General features: G+C 44.0%; 13 protein-coding genes. 5 read left to right on the top strand and 8 right to left on the bottom strand.

Going from position 1 to position 15,091, the window contains the following annotated elements; translation table 11 throughout:
- The first annotated feature begins 184 nt into the window (after positions 1 to 184).
- From hpaB to PSE69_RS02825, 3 genes are all read left to right on the top strand, one after another.
- Entirely contained in the window at positions 185 to 1,747 is a 1,563-nt protein-coding gene (gene hpaB / locus PSE69_RS02835) for a 4-hydroxyphenylacetate 3-monooxygenase, oxygenase component (RefSeq protein ID WP_004927302.1), read from the top strand.
- A gap of 19 nt (positions 1,748 to 1,766) precedes the next feature.
- Positions 1,767 to 2,285, top strand: a complete 519-nt coding sequence (gene hpaC, locus PSE69_RS02830) for a 4-hydroxyphenylacetate 3-monooxygenase, reductase component (protein WP_004927299.1) — start codon at positions 1,767 to 1,769, stop codon at positions 2,283 to 2,285.
- 308 nt (positions 2,286 to 2,593) lie between these two features.
- Positions 2,594 to 5,254 carry a TonB-dependent receptor domain-containing protein gene (locus tag PSE69_RS02825; protein ID WP_230088984.1) on the top strand — a complete coding sequence of 887 codons (2,661 nt, stop codon included), beginning with the start codon at positions 2,594 to 2,596 and terminating at the stop codon, positions 5,252 to 5,254.
- 40 nt (positions 5,255 to 5,294) lie between these two features.
- Here the strand turns inward: PSE69_RS02825 and PSE69_RS02820 are convergent, their stop codons facing one another.
- The 8 genes from PSE69_RS02820 to PSE69_RS02785 all read right to left on the bottom strand — a co-directional run bounded on the left by PSE69_RS02820 (position 5,295) and on the right by PSE69_RS02785 (position 13,745).
- Positions 5,295 to 6,506: a RhtX/FptX family siderophore transporter gene (locus PSE69_RS02820; RefSeq protein WP_036941737.1), complete on the bottom strand. Its 1,212-nt coding sequence runs from the start codon at positions 6,504 to 6,506 to the stop codon at positions 5,295 to 5,297.
- Positions 6,484 to 7,914, bottom strand: a complete 1,431-nt coding sequence (locus PSE69_RS02815) for a PepSY-associated TM helix domain-containing protein (RefSeq protein WP_036941739.1) — start codon at positions 7,912 to 7,914, stop codon at positions 6,484 to 6,486. Before PSE69_RS02815 ends, PSE69_RS02820 begins: the two co-directional genes overlap by 23 nt.
- On the bottom strand, positions 7,911 to 8,168 hold the full coding sequence (locus PSE69_RS02810) for a hypothetical protein (RefSeq protein WP_121875022.1): 258 nt from the start codon (positions 8,166 to 8,168) through the stop codon (positions 7,911 to 7,913). Before PSE69_RS02810 ends, PSE69_RS02815 begins: the two co-directional genes overlap by 4 nt.
- Positions 8,168 to 10,309, bottom strand: coding sequence for a TonB-dependent siderophore receptor (locus PSE69_RS02805; RefSeq protein ID WP_272674945.1), 2,142 nt, complete (start codon positions 10,307 to 10,309; stop codon positions 8,168 to 8,170). The genes PSE69_RS02810 and PSE69_RS02805 overlap by 1 nt, the downstream gene beginning before the upstream one ends.
- A gap of 102 nt (positions 10,310 to 10,411) precedes the next feature.
- Positions 10,412 to 11,281, bottom strand: a complete 870-nt coding sequence (locus PSE69_RS02800; protein ID WP_272674943.1) for a helix-turn-helix domain-containing protein — start codon at positions 11,279 to 11,281, stop codon at positions 10,412 to 10,414.
- 93 nt (positions 11,282 to 11,374) lie between these two features.
- Positions 11,375 to 12,595 carry a cyanate transporter gene (locus PSE69_RS02795; protein WP_121875023.1) on the bottom strand — a complete coding sequence of 407 codons (1,221 nt, stop codon included), beginning with the start codon at positions 12,593 to 12,595 and terminating at the stop codon, positions 11,375 to 11,377.
- Positions 12,595 to 13,059 (bottom strand): nucleoside deaminase, encoded by a 465-nt coding sequence (locus PSE69_RS02790; RefSeq protein WP_036941744.1) that lies wholly within the window; start codon positions 13,057 to 13,059, stop codon positions 12,595 to 12,597. Before PSE69_RS02790 ends, PSE69_RS02795 begins: the two co-directional genes overlap by 1 nt.
- Positions 13,059 to 13,745: an ankyrin repeat domain-containing protein gene (locus PSE69_RS02785; protein WP_014656752.1), complete on the bottom strand. Its 687-nt coding sequence runs from the start codon at positions 13,743 to 13,745 to the stop codon at positions 13,059 to 13,061. Before PSE69_RS02785 ends, PSE69_RS02790 begins: the two co-directional genes overlap by 1 nt.
- Positions 13,746 to 13,830: 85 nt before the next feature.
- On the opposite strand from PSE69_RS02785, the gene PSE69_RS02780 reads away from it, so the two are divergent.
- The gene (locus PSE69_RS02780; RefSeq protein WP_121875024.1) at positions 13,831 to 14,682 is read left to right on the top strand and encodes a LysR substrate-binding domain-containing protein; all 852 of its coding nucleotides are present in this window, start codon (positions 13,831 to 13,833) and stop codon (positions 14,680 to 14,682) included.
- Between the two features lie 13 nt (positions 14,683 to 14,695).
- Complete coding sequence (locus PSE69_RS02775) at positions 14,696 to 15,064, top strand: nuclear transport factor 2 family protein (RefSeq protein WP_223854846.1); 369 nt, start codon at positions 14,696 to 14,698, stop codon at positions 15,062 to 15,064.
- The last annotated feature ends 27 nt before the right edge of the window (positions 15,065 to 15,091 follow it).

Raw genomic sequence — 15,091 nt, 5'->3', positions numbered from 1 at the left:
TATCATAAACTCTCTTTTTCAACGAAAAGTACCAGCGATCCTTTCTAAAGTCTCTTTCTTATTTTTAAATAAAAAGCTTCAATTAAGAAACACAAAATAAACATAAAATTAACATAATCCAGATGCCAGCGAAAATATGTACCCTATGATGCGCCGGCGCTGTTTGTGAGATAACGAGGTAGACATGAAACCAGAAGATTTTCGCTCAGATGCCAAACGCCCATTTAACAGCCAAGAATATTTAAAAAGCCTACAAGATGGCCGTGAAATTTATATCTATGGTGAGCGTGTTAAAGATGTCACCACTCACCCAGCATTTCGTAATTCAGCCGCTTCAATAGGACAGTTATATGATGCACTCCATGATAAAGCAACTCATGACAGCCTTTGCTGGGGAACAGATACCGGAAACGGCGGCTATACACACAAATTCTTCCGTTTCGCCACCAGCGCCGATGAACTGCGCCAACAACGTGACGCCATCGCTGATTGGTCACGCCAAAGCTATGGATGGATGGGACGCACTCCAGACTATAAGGCGGCATTCGCCAGTTGTTTAGGGGCTAACCCAGAATATTACGGCCAATTCGCTGATAACGCGCGTAATTGGTATAAACGTATTCAAGAAAGTGGGCTTTATTTTAACCATGCGATTGTTAATCCACCAATCGATCGCCATAAACCTGCTGATGAAGTAAAAGATGTCTATATCAAGCTGGAAAAAGAAACTGATGCAGGTATTATCGTCAGCGGCGCAAAAGTGGTTGCCACTAACTCCGCCCTAACTCACTACAACTTTATCGGTTTCGGCTCTGCACAAGTGATGGGGGATAACCCTGATTTTGCACTGATGTTCGTCGCACCAATGGACGCTGATGGTGTGAAACTAATTTCACGCGCATCATACGAATTAGTTGCTGGCGTAACAGGCGCACCTTTTGACTACCCACTATCAAGCCGTTTTGATGAAAATGATGCGATATTAGTCATGGATCATGTGTTGATTCCATGGGAAAACGTATTAATTTATCGTGATTTTGATAGAGCGCGTAATTGGGCTGTACAAGGTGGTTTCGCTCGCTTGTTCCCATTACAAGCCTGCGTGCGTTTAGCGGTTAAATTGGATTTCATTACAGGCTTACTGCAAAAAAGCCTTGAATGTACTGGAGTTGTCGACTTCCGTGGTGTACAAGCAGACTTAGGTGAAGTGGTCGCATGGCGTAATTTATTCTGGTCACTTACCGATGCAATGACTTCGGAAGCGAAGGCTTGGGAAGGCGGAGCCTATCTGCCAGATACGCAAGCAATCCAAACTTATCGCGTAATGGCACCAATGGCCTATACGAAAATCAAGAATATCATAGAAAGTAATGTCACCAGTGGTTTGATATATCTACCATCCAGTGTGAAAGACATGAACAACCCAGAAATCGATAAGTATCTGGCAAAATATGTGCGTGGCTCTAACGGTATGGATCATGTAGAACGTATCAAGGTGTTAAAGCTAATGTGGGATGCGATTGGAAGCGAGTTTGGCGGACGTCATGAGCTTTATGAAATCAACTATGCGGGTAGTCAGGACGAAATTCGTCTGCAATGTCTACGCCATGCTTATGGTTCGGGTAATATGAAAGCAATGACAGATATGGTTGACCGCTGCCTGTCTGATTACGATCAGCATGGTTGGAAACGCCCACACCTGCATAACAACAACGATATTAATAAGTTAGATTCGCTGCTGAAATAATCGGCAGCAGGAGGTCAATATGTCTTTAGAAAATGAACATCGCCTGCGTTTCAGAGATGCGATGGCAAGTCTTGGTGCAGCAGTTAACATAGTCACCACGGATGGCACAGCAGGTTGCTGCGGTATTACTGCAACAGCAGTCTGTTCAGTCACGGACACGCCACCCACTTTGATGGTGTGTGTTAACCGCAACAGCGCTATGAATGCGGTCTTTCAAGAAAATGGCCGCCTGTGTGTCAATATCCTTAACCATGAACAAGAAGAGATGGCGTGCCACTTCGCGGGAATGAAAGGCTCTACAATGGAAGAGCGCTTTGCTTGGAGCATCTGGGATAAAGGTATTTTGCAACAACCATTATTGAAAGATGCACTTGCTAACCTAGAGGGTGAAATAACCCAAGTGCAAGACATTGGTACGCATTCTGTTTATTTGGTTGAAATGAAGCAGATTATCGTGAGAGAAGAAGGTCACGGGTTAATTTACTTCAAACGTAAATTCCACCCAGTTATGCACCAGACATTAGCAGTAACCGCATAACGAATTAAACCATCAATATGCTTAGAGGGGCTATGCGATATAGCCCCTCTTTTTGATCCAACGCTAAGAAAGTCCTTTCTAAGCAATATGTTCCTACCGATACAGTCACCCTTCTTTTTTTCAATATCCCAACAAACACTATGTAATTATATTGACTGCCTAAATACAAATTAGTCATGTTTATAATTTTTCTAAATCAATACATTAGTACAAATCTATCTTTTATTGTTAATGTTTAGTTATTTTATTGAATGATAATAATTATTATTTACAATCTCATTACCGATTGACCTTTAACAATAATGGCTATGAAAAATGACACTATGAAGCCTGTCACTCGGCTTCTTCAATTAATGATTGGTGTGAGTCCGTTTATGGCAAGCGGCATGATGACTGCACAGAGTGCAACTCAAGAACCAACACAACTAGGCCCTCTCAAAGTTTCCGCAAAATCACAAAAGGAGCTAGATGCTGAATATCCTTATTTGCAGCTTGGCTCCTCGTCCTATATTGATGGCAAAACCGTTGAGAGATTCCGAGGTAATTCAGCAGCCGATTTTCTACGTGGCGTCAGTGGCGTCCATCTTGGGGATATTCGTAATGGCGGAGCGTTAGATGTCAATATTCGCGGTTTACAAGGTCAAAGCCGCGTTCCCGTTATTGTCGACGGTACGCAGCAATCCATTGATGTTTACCGTGGTTACGCTGGTGTACAGCAACGCAGCTATTTAGACCCCGACTTGATTAGCCATGTTACCATCGACAAAGGTCCTACCCTTGCGACAGATGGCGCGGGAGCTATCGGAGGAGCGGTGCGGGTCACAACCTTACAACCTGCCGATGTTATTCCGAAAGGTGAAACTTTTGGGGTACGTTTAAGAGGGGGGCTTGCCAATAACACGGTCTCAGAACGATCCGGTTTTTATACTAAAACCAAAGAGAGTAATGACGCCAATCCGTGGCCGAATATGAATAGCCGCTTTGGTAGTGTCGCTATCGCAACAGATCAGGATCGCTATCAATTACTTGCAGCTTACGCCTACCGTAATCAAGGTAACTATTTTGCAGGTAAAAACGGCGCGAAACGCTATCGTGACGCCCATTATTCGTCAACGGGTGGCACGGGGATGACAACAGCCGCGGTGATTGACGCCTATCCTGCTGGAAAAGAGGTTCTTGATACCCATAGCCATAGTGAATCTTGGTTAGTCAAAGGGGCTGGCGAGCTTACTGATACCCAAAAGCTCGAGTTAATTTATCGCCGTTATGACGCTAAATGGGGTGAAATCATGCCATCGATGATTACAACCCCCAATAGCAAAGGGGAATCTAATCAATTTATCCCGAGTAAAATTACCATTGATTCATTATCAGCAAAGCACAATTTTGATCCGGATAATGATTGGGTCAATTTGACCTCTGAATTGTGGTATACCCACTCAGTCAGCCGTATGTACAATGCAAATATCGGTAACGTTCCTGTTTTCGATCAAAGTACTGAGCAGCGTCCAGACCCACAAAGTGAAGAGTACAAACAAGGGCTATTATCCGATATTAAAGCGGATAGATATGGCGTGAATTTAACCAACCGCTCAACGTTCGAAAATCGTCTTGGTGAGTTTAATTTAACAATTGGTGGTGCTTTCCAGTATGAAGATACTGGCCCTAATTCACCTGTCCTAAAAGAAAATCTGCAAAAAAACTATTTCTTGCGCAGTGGTGTTCGCAAAGAGTATAGCTTATCAAGCTCCCTAGAATATAAACCCGTGAATTGGTTAACAGTTCAAGTTGGAGGGCGTTATACCGAATATCATGTTAGAGATAGAAACAGCACCGCTTATGCGGCGAAATCTCGCACTCAAGAGTACACGTTTGCTCGCTTAAAGAAAAACGGTGAATATTTCACCAAATGGCCTGAAAGCTGGTATATGGAGTGGTGGCCTGATGAACAAGGAAACTATACGTTAGACTCTTTAAAGAAAACCCCATACGCAAACACAACGCTTGGCGAAAAGTATGACTTTGATGGTTATGACCCTGACCCAAGAGGGGAAAAAGGTTATCTGAAAAAAGAAGTCACCACAGAATACGCTTACACCAAACCTATTGAGCGGAAAGGAAGCGATTTCAGCCCACAGGTAGGGCTGGCATTTCACCTTGATGACAATAGTCAAATCTATGTTAAATACAGTGAAGCCGTTAAGAACCCAACTATCTTTGAGTCAACTTTAGGCAACTGGACCTCAATGCCGTCTGCTGATTTAAAACCAGAGAAAAACAAAGTTCTTGAAATCGGTGCATCAACTGTACAAAACTCACTATTTACCGAAGAAGATAAACTTGCCGCTAAGGTATCCTGGTTTAAGAGTGACTTACATGACATGATCACTCGAGGCTATCACCCAAATAACGCTTCTTGGTTCATAGAGAATGTGGATCTTTATAAAACATCCGGTATTGAATATAGCTTAGCTTATGATCAAGGTCGCTTCTATGCTGATGTATCGGGTAACTACTATTTAGAAGCCACAACGTGTGATACGAAAACTGCTGAGCGTTTTCGTCAGTACGCTTATGGCGATCCTAATACCCCAAACTGTGTGAATGGTGGTTTTGGCACCTCGTTAGTTAATATCACTAACCCACCCAAATACAGCATCAATACAACACTTGGGGTGAGGCTACTTGATGAACGCAACTTAGATATTGGCGTTCGCCGTATCTATAATAGCGGTCCTACTCATAAGTTAAACCGTTCATGGAATACCGTTGGGATGACGGGAACCCAGTTAATTTATTTATCAACCGTGACTTATGATGCTTACGCTAATTATCAGTTCACCCCTAATGCGGATATCAACCTTACCGTCACTAACCTCACTAATGAATACTATGTTGATCCAATGGCGCTTAGCTTGATGCCTGCGCCAGGTAGAACGGTTTCAGTTGATTTTACTTATCGCTTTTAAATAACAATTCCTGCCCAAGGAGTGGGCAGGAAGATGACAATTAAGCTTCGATTTTTTTCATATAACGATAGTGAGAAAAGGTGACTAATAATGCAACAAATGCAATACCAGCCCCTAGCATAAACCCGCCAGAATAGCCTACCGCCGCCGTTAGCCCCACCAGCATCATTGAGCTAGCCAATTCACCAATATCACGAGTACTCTGTACTGCTGTCATATCCGTTCCTGCTTGCGTATAGCGAGAAGCGAATTGCATACCCGCGGTCATAATCGCCACAGAAGTGACACCGGAAGATAATGAACCAAGTGTGATACAGGTAGCCACTAATGCCATTGATACGCCGCTCATCGACTGGAATGTCCATAATAGCGATGAGAGTAATGCGAATAATAGGCCAAATGAGAATGCGCGCCAGACGCCGATTTTACCAATCAACCAAGCGCCGCCACCACAACCTAACACTAACGTGACCATGCCACCCGCCATTCCCATTTTCCCAATCTGAGCCAGCGACCAACCTGTATCATTTAAGAATAATTTTGCCAAACCAAAACCAGAAACGGCGGTCACCGCAGAAAGTAAGGTTAGCAGCAGTAGACGAGGTGCACCTTGACGCTTAAAGGTTTTTAATAAGCTCGCTTTTTCATCTTCCTGAATGGCTTGTGATGTTTTTAATGGGCACAACGAAATAAAAAACAGGCTTAACAACGGCACACAAGCCAAAATCGCTAATGCCATATGCTGACCCAATGACTCACTCATAATCATCAGCCCTGCACCACCAATAAAAAAGCCAGCCATCACGCCCGCTATCTGCACGGCATTGATTTTTGATAGCATTGAGCCGCTGACTTGTTCTGCCGCCATACCGTCGGTGGCAATATCTTGTGTCGCACTCGCTAAAGAAGCAATAAATAGCAATACAACACAAGCCAGTGCATTTTCCACAGAGAAACCAATAAAGCTAAGTGCAAACATGGTGAGTGTCACGATAACCTGCATAGGGATAATCCAGCTCTTACGACGTCCTAACCGTTTTCCCCAATGGTTATCAACAAAAGATGCCCATAAAAATTTTACTACCCAAGGTAAGCCCACAAGTGGCAAAAATGCGAGTACCTTTAACTCACCACCATCATGTCGTAAAAAGGTAGGTAGAGCATCCATCGCAATCCCCATCGGTATACCTTGAGCGAGGTATAACAATCCTAAGGTCATCACCAGTTGTTTATTCTGTAACAGATCTTTCATATCCACTCCGACCACTTTTTTGTGTCGCAGATAACTTAGCCACACATCCAAGTGTTAATAACAAAAACAAGCCACAAAATAGCAGCATGACATCAATACGGTTAAAGCCAGCAGGCTGCTGCCATAACGAGAAAATAAATGCGATGAAAAAGAGTAAAGTTGATAAAGCAGCAATTAAAATCAGCATCTTGCGAGCATTTTTAATCACTAGACAGAGGATAAAAATGCCTCCCCAGCACAGGAAAAAAGCACTTATTGGCAATGTTAATGACAGAGACATCACAACCAGCAATGCGCTTACTGACAGCAACAGTCCACCACAGCATCCAACGATCCCCCCGGCAATCCGCGAGGCTGCATGCCGCCAACACCACATTGCCAACCCACTCGCTACCAAGACACAGCCACTAAATCCCGCGATAAAATGCAAAACGCTAAATAGCGTTTCGACGTTTGGTAGCCATTGATACTGGCCATAATGCAGTGGTTGAATACTGATAAAAGCACGAGTCCAGAAAGCGTGATCAGAGGAGTCTCGAACACCAACAAGCCGCCCTTCATTCAAATCAAAACGATATTGCTCAAAGTTGGCACTACCCGGTTGCCCCGCGTGTACTCCACCAATCACCAATGAATCGCCTTGGCGCATCAAGGTTTGTGGCGTAAAAGAGGGATAAGTTTGTTTAAGCCACTCGAATACTTGCTCTGGTTGATGCTCGCGTAGAACTACTTGGTGGTTATCAACCTTACGAAAGCCCCCCATCAATTGCTGCATGACCAACTGTGGATTATCAGGGCTTACACTTGATGCCAAGCCAACGGTTCCTAACGCACCTAACCCTGAAAGCGCCCCTGTCACAGCAAATAAAATTAGCCATGGATAGCACCATAATCCCAGCCAATTATGCAGATCATGAATAAATAAGCGTAAATTCAGCCGACGCGGTAAGCGCATCATCGAAGCTAGCTTGCGGCGGTTAATAATAAAGCCGCTAATTAACAGTACTGCCAACGCAAAACCAAATAGGCTAATCAGAATACGTCCTGGAAAATCAATAAATAGGTTTTTATGCAATGTGACCAGCCACATTGCAGGAGTATTCTGCGCTAAAGCTTGGCCCGTAATGGCACTATAGCTGTTATCGCACTGCCCCATCCCAAGGCAAAAAGTGATGGTAGGATTGGCTGATTGAGGTAACTGCACCAATGCAGCCTCTGGCTGTAACGTTAGTAATTGTGATAGCGGCAGGAGTTCTCCTGAAAGGGGCGCTTTATTCCACCAAAGACGTAAAGCATCACTTCCTAAGCTCCAAGTGCCACTTAGCATAATCACAAATAAAAAAACGCCCAAAAATGCACCCGCACTACGATGTAGATCGGACATTCTGCGCGTCAGTGGGACTTTCATTGTCCTCCCCCCCACAGCAATAACCACAATAGAGGAAGCGGCCACCATCCGTAACTGCGTAATAACATTTGTCGCCAGCTACTCGCGGTAAAGCAGTAGACAAACATCCCCATGGTGCAAAAAACGGCAAGAAAAACAGCGCCATACAAGCGGTTTAGAAGATCATCCGAAGGGTAAATGCGAACGAATAATAGGGAGAGAACAACTCCCCCTATTAAAGTGCCAATGACGGAAATCGCACTGACTAATTTCATTAAAAATCAGCCTTTACAGTCAACATCACGTTACGAGGTTCGCCGTAACGGTTATTCCATTGTGGAGAGAAAAGACCTGAATAATAGCGGCGATCGAATAAGTTATTCACATTGACCGCTGCGCTCCACGTTTCGTCAATTTGATACCCCAAACGCGTATTAAAGAGTGCATAACCCCCTTGACGTAAAGTGACATTGCCATTGGTGGTACTATAAGCACTTTGTGCTTGCATACCGCCCCCAATGCTCCATTTACGTTCATCCCAAGGAAGATCGTAGTTGGTCCATACACGTAACATATGACGAGGCGTTAACGTGTTGTAGGCATTACCTTTGTTTTGGCTATCATCGCGATATTTGGTGTCTGTATAGGTGTAGCCGACAGAGACATCCCAAAATGGCGTAATATAGCCAACACCTTCTAATTCAAAACCTTGGCTACGTACTTTGCCCCCACTAATAAAGTAATTATCAAAGCCTCCCGTCGGGTGATCAGGGTCAACTTGAGGATTGTTTTTGATATCTATCTGATAGATAGCCCCTGATAAGTTCAAGCTACCGTTGAGTAATCCCGCTTTAATCCCCGTCTCTAGCGTTTGCCCTTCAACGGGTTTCAGCATTTTACCACTCCAGGTTTTCGCGGTTTGAGGCTGATAAACGGTTGAATAGCTGCTATACCAAGACCAATCTTTTGCAAAATCCCAAATCACACCGCCATAAGGGGTGATCCGGCCATTTTCAGTAAATTTAGACGTTGGCGATTTCAATTCCCACCAGCTATCGCGAGCCCCAATGATCACCGTGACAGGCTCTACAACCTTAATGCGCCCCATACCATAAACGCCTTTTTGAGTTGTTTTCGTTGCACCTGGAGAGCTATAAGGCCCGACATTAGGCTTAGGTACGCTGTGTGGATCCCAGCGATAGACGTTCACGGGAACATTCAGTGAAGGGTCAAATTCCGCGCTATACTGCTTTTCACTCGCATGCGAGTAATTAACCCCCATAATCACATCATGCTTCTGCCCCCAGCCTTCAACCTTACCATTCAAGCTTGTATCAAGACTGATTTGTTCATTGCGGAATTTATAAGCGCCCCCCATTAGCATGGCGCCATCCCCAGTTTCAGGGTCGATATTGCCCCATGCACCTGCATAAATTAGGCGAGCATTAACATGTTGATATTCAGTATTGAGTTTGTATTGCCAATCATCATTGATCTGGTGCTCAATCGCAGCAAAGGTGCGTGTGGTATCCCATTTAAAACGGTCCCAATCCACATCAAGGTAGGTTTTACGCGGAAGATGCAAATCACGACCATCTTTCCCCATAGGTACGCCAGCCATATTGGTGACTGAATCGATAGTTTGATATTGTGCACCAACACGTAATAAAGTATCAGGGGTGAGATCCGCATCAACCGTCGCGTACATTAAACGTGTTTTTTGATCGGATACATCATAGAAGAAATCCTTATCCTCCCACGCCATCACAAATCGCCCACGCACACTGCCTGCTTCATTGAGTAATCCACCAACATCCGCTTCACCGCGATAACGGTTCCAACTCCCCGCTGTTAAGCTGAGTTTCGCCATATCTTCCTTTGGTGCATGTTTGCGAACCATATTGACCGTCGCAGCAGGGTTTCCCATTCCATGAAGTAGCCCATTGGAGCCACGTAAGATCTCAACACGCTCATACACCGCCATATCTTGCGGTGAACTCGCCATATTACCGAGCAACGCTGGCACACCATCAATTTCAAAGGAGTCAATTTGGAAGCCACGTACATAGTAGGCGGTCGTTAACTTGACGTGAGGGGCACTCGTTACCCCTGTGGCTCTTTGCATAACATCGTCAAGGGTTTGTAGGTTCTGCTTTTCGATTTGCTCTCGGTCAATAACACTGACAGATTGTGCAACTTCTCTTGGTTTTAGGGCTATTTTGCCTAATGTTGTGACGCCAGGCTCCACATAATCGTCATCAGCACTGGAGGTCGTTGTTACTTGCATGACATCATGCTTAGGTTGCGAGCTTTGTTCTGCCCCTGCTGATAAAGCCCATGGAGCAGTTGCTAAAAACAGTGCGCAAGGGGCAAGTTTTAGCCCTTTTAAGCGCTTAGCATTATGAACGGACAACATTTTCTACCCTAAAAAGTTAAATGATAATTGTTATCAATTTAGCAATTAATGGGGTGGGATACTTTCGAATGCCGGATTTTGTCTATCGCTATCCGGCAATAACTAACGTTTTTTGAGTTGATTTGGTGAGATGCCAAAGCACTTACGAAAAGCGACGGAGAAGTGAGCGGGAGTATAGCCAACCTGATAAGCTACGGTAGAAATATTCGCATCATGGACGCTCAATAGCTGATAAGCCGTTTCCAATCGATACTCTTGCAACCAACCGTAAATACTATTACCAAACAGTTGGCGAAACCCTTGCGTTAACTTACGAGTATTCATACCAACACGCTTCGCTAATTCATCCAAGCTAGGCGGGGATTCTAACTCCTGCATTAAGATAGATTTCGCTATCTGCAAATTATCAATATCACGTTGACGCAATTTAGGCGCTATTTGCGATGGCTCATGTAAAAAGTGATCTAAGCATAACGCTGTAATTTCAGTCACTTTAGCGCATAAGTAGAGCTGATGTAATGATGGATGAGTAGGACAGGCAAATAGCTGCTGTGTCATTGCTAGCACACTTGCAGGAATTGAAAAATGTAATAATTGAGCTTTACTTGGATGATAGCAGCTTTCAGGTAACTTTAATTGATGTTGTTCCAACCATTCAGGTGAAATATCGATCATCGTATATTTCATCGGTTGGCAGGCGCGAAACAGGTTGCATAGCTGGTAATTTTTCTGGCTGCCAGAGAGTATCAATGAGGGTGAATTAACCTCGACATTATGTCCAGAGCTGCTACGACAACCCATTGCGCCTTGATGTATGGCCACTAACTTCAGGCCTGCCTGTTGTTCTTCATTAATCCCCAGATCATGTGGGATCACAAACTCACCGCGACTGATGCGCACAAAAGGCCCAACAGTATAATCTTCGCGGTTAGAATGCGCTTGATTAAGTTTATCTTCAGAACGTTGCTGCATGATTTTTTTCGAAACAAAGGCGATGTACTGACTATCTTGTCAAATAAATAAGAAAATAACAATCATTATCATTTGCAAATTGTGCAATGCCAATTATTTTAGATTGAATAATCTGGCGTAATGCTTTGGATTAAGACGTAAAAATAACAACAAGGTTATCAAGATCATCAAAATATGCGCTATCCAAACCAAAGCAAAACTTTGGCTTACCTCATGTAACCAAGCAGCAAATAGAGGCCCAAAGGCCGCGATAATAAACCCGCCAGCTTGCATCAAAGAGGTTAATGCCCCCGCACTCTCAGGGTGCGGAAGATGATCAAGAGAAGCAATAATACTCAATGCAAAACACCCACCTAACCCAATACCGATTAAACAAACCCACAAAAAAGCGAATAACTGAGGGAAAAACACTAACCCTGTAAACCCGATCATTTGGCTACATAATGTCACAATCAGCCAAAATCGACGGTCAATATTGTGAGAAGCAAGAATGGGAATTAACAAAGCAGAGAGGGCTTGAAACACGCTCAGTAAGGCAACCAGTGAACCACTATCAGCACTGCTCATACCTTGCTCAATAAAAAATGGCGCTAACCATGTGACTACCGTTCCATATCCTGCATTAACAAGGCCAAAACCAACCATGAGTAGCCAAGCCCTCGGCTTCGCTAAAAAGACAAAAACCGATCCTCGCCCATGGTTTTGATGCGTGGCTGATGAATCGATATTAACGACAACGGCGATTAGTGCAAATAAAGCGGGTAATGCCATCCATGCTAAAGCAATTTGCCAATGTCCTGAGGCTGTTGTACATGATTGTGCCATCTCGTTACAAGAAATATTGGCAAGTATCGGGGCCAACTGTGCACCCATCGCCCCACCCGCCATTAACATCGCGGAGTATAGCCCCGTCATCGCGGCCATTTTTTGTGGGAAACGTAATTTAATTAGTCCCGGAAATACCGCTTGAATATACGCAGCTCCCACACCACAAATAAAAGCGGTGATTAAGAGCTGCTCTCCATTAGTCACAAATAGACGCGATAAAGAGCCGATAAGCAACAATAACATCGCAAGGCTAAGCCCAACTCGCTCACCTAGCCTTTGGTTCAAGGCAGGAACAATTAAAGCGCCAACCCCCATTAATAGCATCGGTAACAGCGTCAGTAATGAAATGCTTTGGTAAGTCATCCCCGTAGTTTGGATAATCCCCTCGATCAGTGGACCTGGCCCCGTGATAAAGGGCCGTAAATTGATCCCGACTAATACGATGGTCATAACCAAACCTAATGAAGCGGTTTTATGCCCAGCCATTAATGTTGTTGTTCCCGCCAGAAAGTATAAAGCGCGGATTGAGCCTCATTTTCGGGTTTTAATTGAATAAAAGTCAGCCCATGTTGTTGCTGTGGCTCGACTCTCAGTGATTGGGCGATAGCCTCTGTCGATAAACCAAATGGCTCTGCATCTTGATTTGAATACGCATAAACAATCCGCGAAATCCCCGCCATACGCATCGCAGCTAAACACATTGGGCATGGCTGACCACTCGCAAATACCACACAATCTTCTAACCGAGTGCGTTTTAAGGTTTCGCCTGCTTGACGTAGCGCCATTAGCTCTGCGTGAGCCGTTGGATCGTTCAGCTCAAGCATCTGATTAACACCTGTTGCAACCACTGCGCCATCACGCACAATCACGGCGCCAAATGGCCGTCCACCTGCTTTGACATTCTCTTTAGCCAGTGAAATAGCTTGTTGTAAAAATTGTTTATCTTGCATTATTTCGCTCCTGAACGTTCAAGGATTTCAACCAAGTTGCTATATCCTTTCTGCTTTGCCAACGTCAATGGAGAATTGCCTGACGCATCTGCTAAATTAACATCAGCACCGCCTTTGATAAGTTGCGTCACAATCGTGGCATATTTTTCGCTGCCATCACCGAGTATGATAGCTTCTATTAATGCCGTCCAACCAAGTCTATTTACATGGTTAACATTAACACCGGCATCAATTAGGGTTTGCACAGTTTTCACGTGACCGCGTTCAGCAGCGGGGATCAATGCGGTTCCCCCATAGCGGTTAGTACTTGCTAGATCTGCACCATTTTCTAGTGTCATCTCTAAAATTTCTTGTAGCCCTCTGGCCCCCGCATACAGATAAGGTGAATCTTGGATTGCATCACGGGCATTGACGTTAGCCCCCTGCTCGATTAGAAAGCGAGCCACTTCGATTTGATTGGCATGTGTCGCTGCCATTAAAGGAGTACGTAAACGTAAATCACGCTGTTCAATATTTGCACCTTGCTTAAGGGCTTGAGTCACCCCAGAAAGATCCCCTTTTTCAGCAAGAGTCACCAACGACGATGAGTCTACTTGTGCAAATGATTTGGCCATTAATATCAGTGACATACTAAGAATACCTAACATATAAGCTAACCACTTGGTCGTTAAACACCATTTTTTCATTGTGCTCCTCCTTTGTCGTCTATTTAATCTACTGAAAATATATGCTATTTAAAAATTAAATATTTAAATGTCAGGTATCTATAAAATGAATACATTGCTGAATTTTATTCTACTTAAGACCTTTATTACTGTGGCAGAAACCGGTAATTTCACCGTCGCTTCACAACATTTAAACTCAACTCAATCCACGCTAAGCCAGCAAATCCAACGCTTAGAGGCTTTGGTTGGACAGCCTTTATTTATCCGTGGTCATCGTATGCTCACACTGACGGAAACCGGCGAAGTACTTTTCAGTTATGCAAAGAAGATCATCGCGCTCAACGATATGTTTTTTATGAAAATCACGGGAAATGCGGTGATCCAAACGCTGCGCTTAGGTTTTCCGGAAGATTTTGCTTCAGGGCAAGTAACCCCGACTCTCGCCGCTTTTATGCATGAACACCCCAATATTCGTTTAGAGGTCACAAGTGGTCTTAGTCGCCAGTTATATCAATACTACCAGCAAGGAGCGCTTGATTTGATTATCGTTAAGCAGCGCAAGGGGGAATTTAAGAGTGATTATCGCTGGCCGGAGCCGTTATGTTGGCTAACGAGCGCCAATAATGAGTATTTAAATGCCGATTCTTTGCCTTTGATTGTTTTCCCTGAAAATGGCTTGTATCGTAACGATATGTTCCGCTTACTGGATATTGAACAGCGCCCTTGGCATATAACTTACACCTGTTCAAGCCTTGCAGGTATTCAAAGTGCCATTGCTGATGGGCTTGGGATCAGCTTACTGCCGTTACGCGCTAAGTTACCACAACATCGGATCCTGACGGAGCAAGAAGGTTTCCCCGCCGCCGAAGAGATGGAAATAGCGATGCATGTCCACGATAGTTCCGACTCGATTAAGGTGTTAGCAGAACGGTTGGCAAGACAGCTTGAACAACTTTGATAAAGAACATGATATGCAGAAACTCTTTGATCACCTAATCACGCTAGAAAAAAAGCTACATCATTATTCAAATAGAGATAATTTAGAATTTCTTGAAAATATTCTGCACCCAGCGTTTTTAGAATTTTGCCGCTCTGGTGTGAGCGCCGATAAAACAGAGACACTTTTAGCCCTCACCCAAGCTAATAATTTATTGGAAATTCACTCCGAAAATTTCCAATGTGCACAGATAGATGCGAATACAGTGCTCATCACCTATTTAAGTTTTCAACTTGATAATGAGATACGTATTAAACAAACACTACGTTCATCGATTTGGAGCAAAAATCATCACAACCAATGGCAGCTCCGTTTCCACCAAGGAACACCAAGCTCGTTATAAATGCTTTTTTGCTGCATCGTAAACGTC

The sequence above is a fragment of the Providencia sp. PROV122 genome, assembly GCF_028482365.1.
In the GTDB taxonomy this organism is placed as follows: Bacteria; Pseudomonadota; Gammaproteobacteria; order Enterobacterales; family Enterobacteriaceae; genus Providencia; species Providencia stuartii.
The sequence above is the reverse complement of the archived record's forward strand: the minus strand, read 5'-3'. Positions and strand labels throughout refer to the sequence as shown.

Bases quoted from the DNA above. Each gene is read 5' to 3' on its own strand.
- hpaB (WP_004927302.1), top strand. From the start codon at position 185: ATGAAACCAGAAGATTTTCGCTCAGATGCCAAACGCCCATTTAACAGC.
- hpaC (WP_004927299.1), top strand. From the start codon at position 1,767: ATGTCTTTAGAAAATGAACATCGCCTGCGTTTCAGAGATGCGATGGCA.
- PSE69_RS02825 (WP_230088984.1), top strand. From the start codon at position 2,594: ATGAAAAATGACACTATGAAGCCTGTCACTCGGCTTCTTCAATTAATG.
- PSE69_RS02820 (WP_036941737.1), bottom strand. From the start codon at position 6,506: ATGAAAGATCTGTTACAGAATAAACAACTGGTGATGACCTTAGGATTG.
- PSE69_RS02815 (WP_036941739.1), bottom strand. From the start codon at position 7,914: ATGAAAGTCCCACTGACGCGCAGAATGTCCGATCTACATCGTAGTGCG.
- PSE69_RS02810 (WP_121875022.1), bottom strand. From the start codon at position 8,168: ATGAAATTAGTCAGTGCGATTTCCGTCATTGGCACTTTAATAGGGGGA.
- PSE69_RS02805 (WP_272674945.1), bottom strand. From the start codon at position 10,309: ATGTTGTCCGTTCATAATGCTAAGCGCTTAAAAGGGCTAAAACTTGCC.
- PSE69_RS02800 (WP_272674943.1), bottom strand. From the start codon at position 11,281: ATGCAGCAACGTTCTGAAGATAAACTTAATCAAGCGCATTCTAACCGC.
- PSE69_RS02795 (WP_121875023.1), bottom strand. From the start codon at position 12,595: ATGGCTGGGCATAAAACCGCTTCATTAGGTTTGGTTATGACCATCGTA.
- PSE69_RS02790 (WP_036941744.1), bottom strand. From the start codon at position 13,059: ATGCAAGATAAACAATTTTTACAACAAGCTATTTCACTGGCTAAAGAG.
- PSE69_RS02785 (WP_014656752.1), bottom strand. From the start codon at position 13,745: ATGAAAAAATGGTGTTTAACGACCAAGTGGTTAGCTTATATGTTAGGT.
- PSE69_RS02780 (WP_121875024.1), top strand. From the start codon at position 13,831: ATGAATACATTGCTGAATTTTATTCTACTTAAGACCTTTATTACTGTG.
- PSE69_RS02775 (WP_223854846.1), top strand. From the start codon at position 14,696: ATGCAGAAACTCTTTGATCACCTAATCACGCTAGAAAAAAAGCTACAT.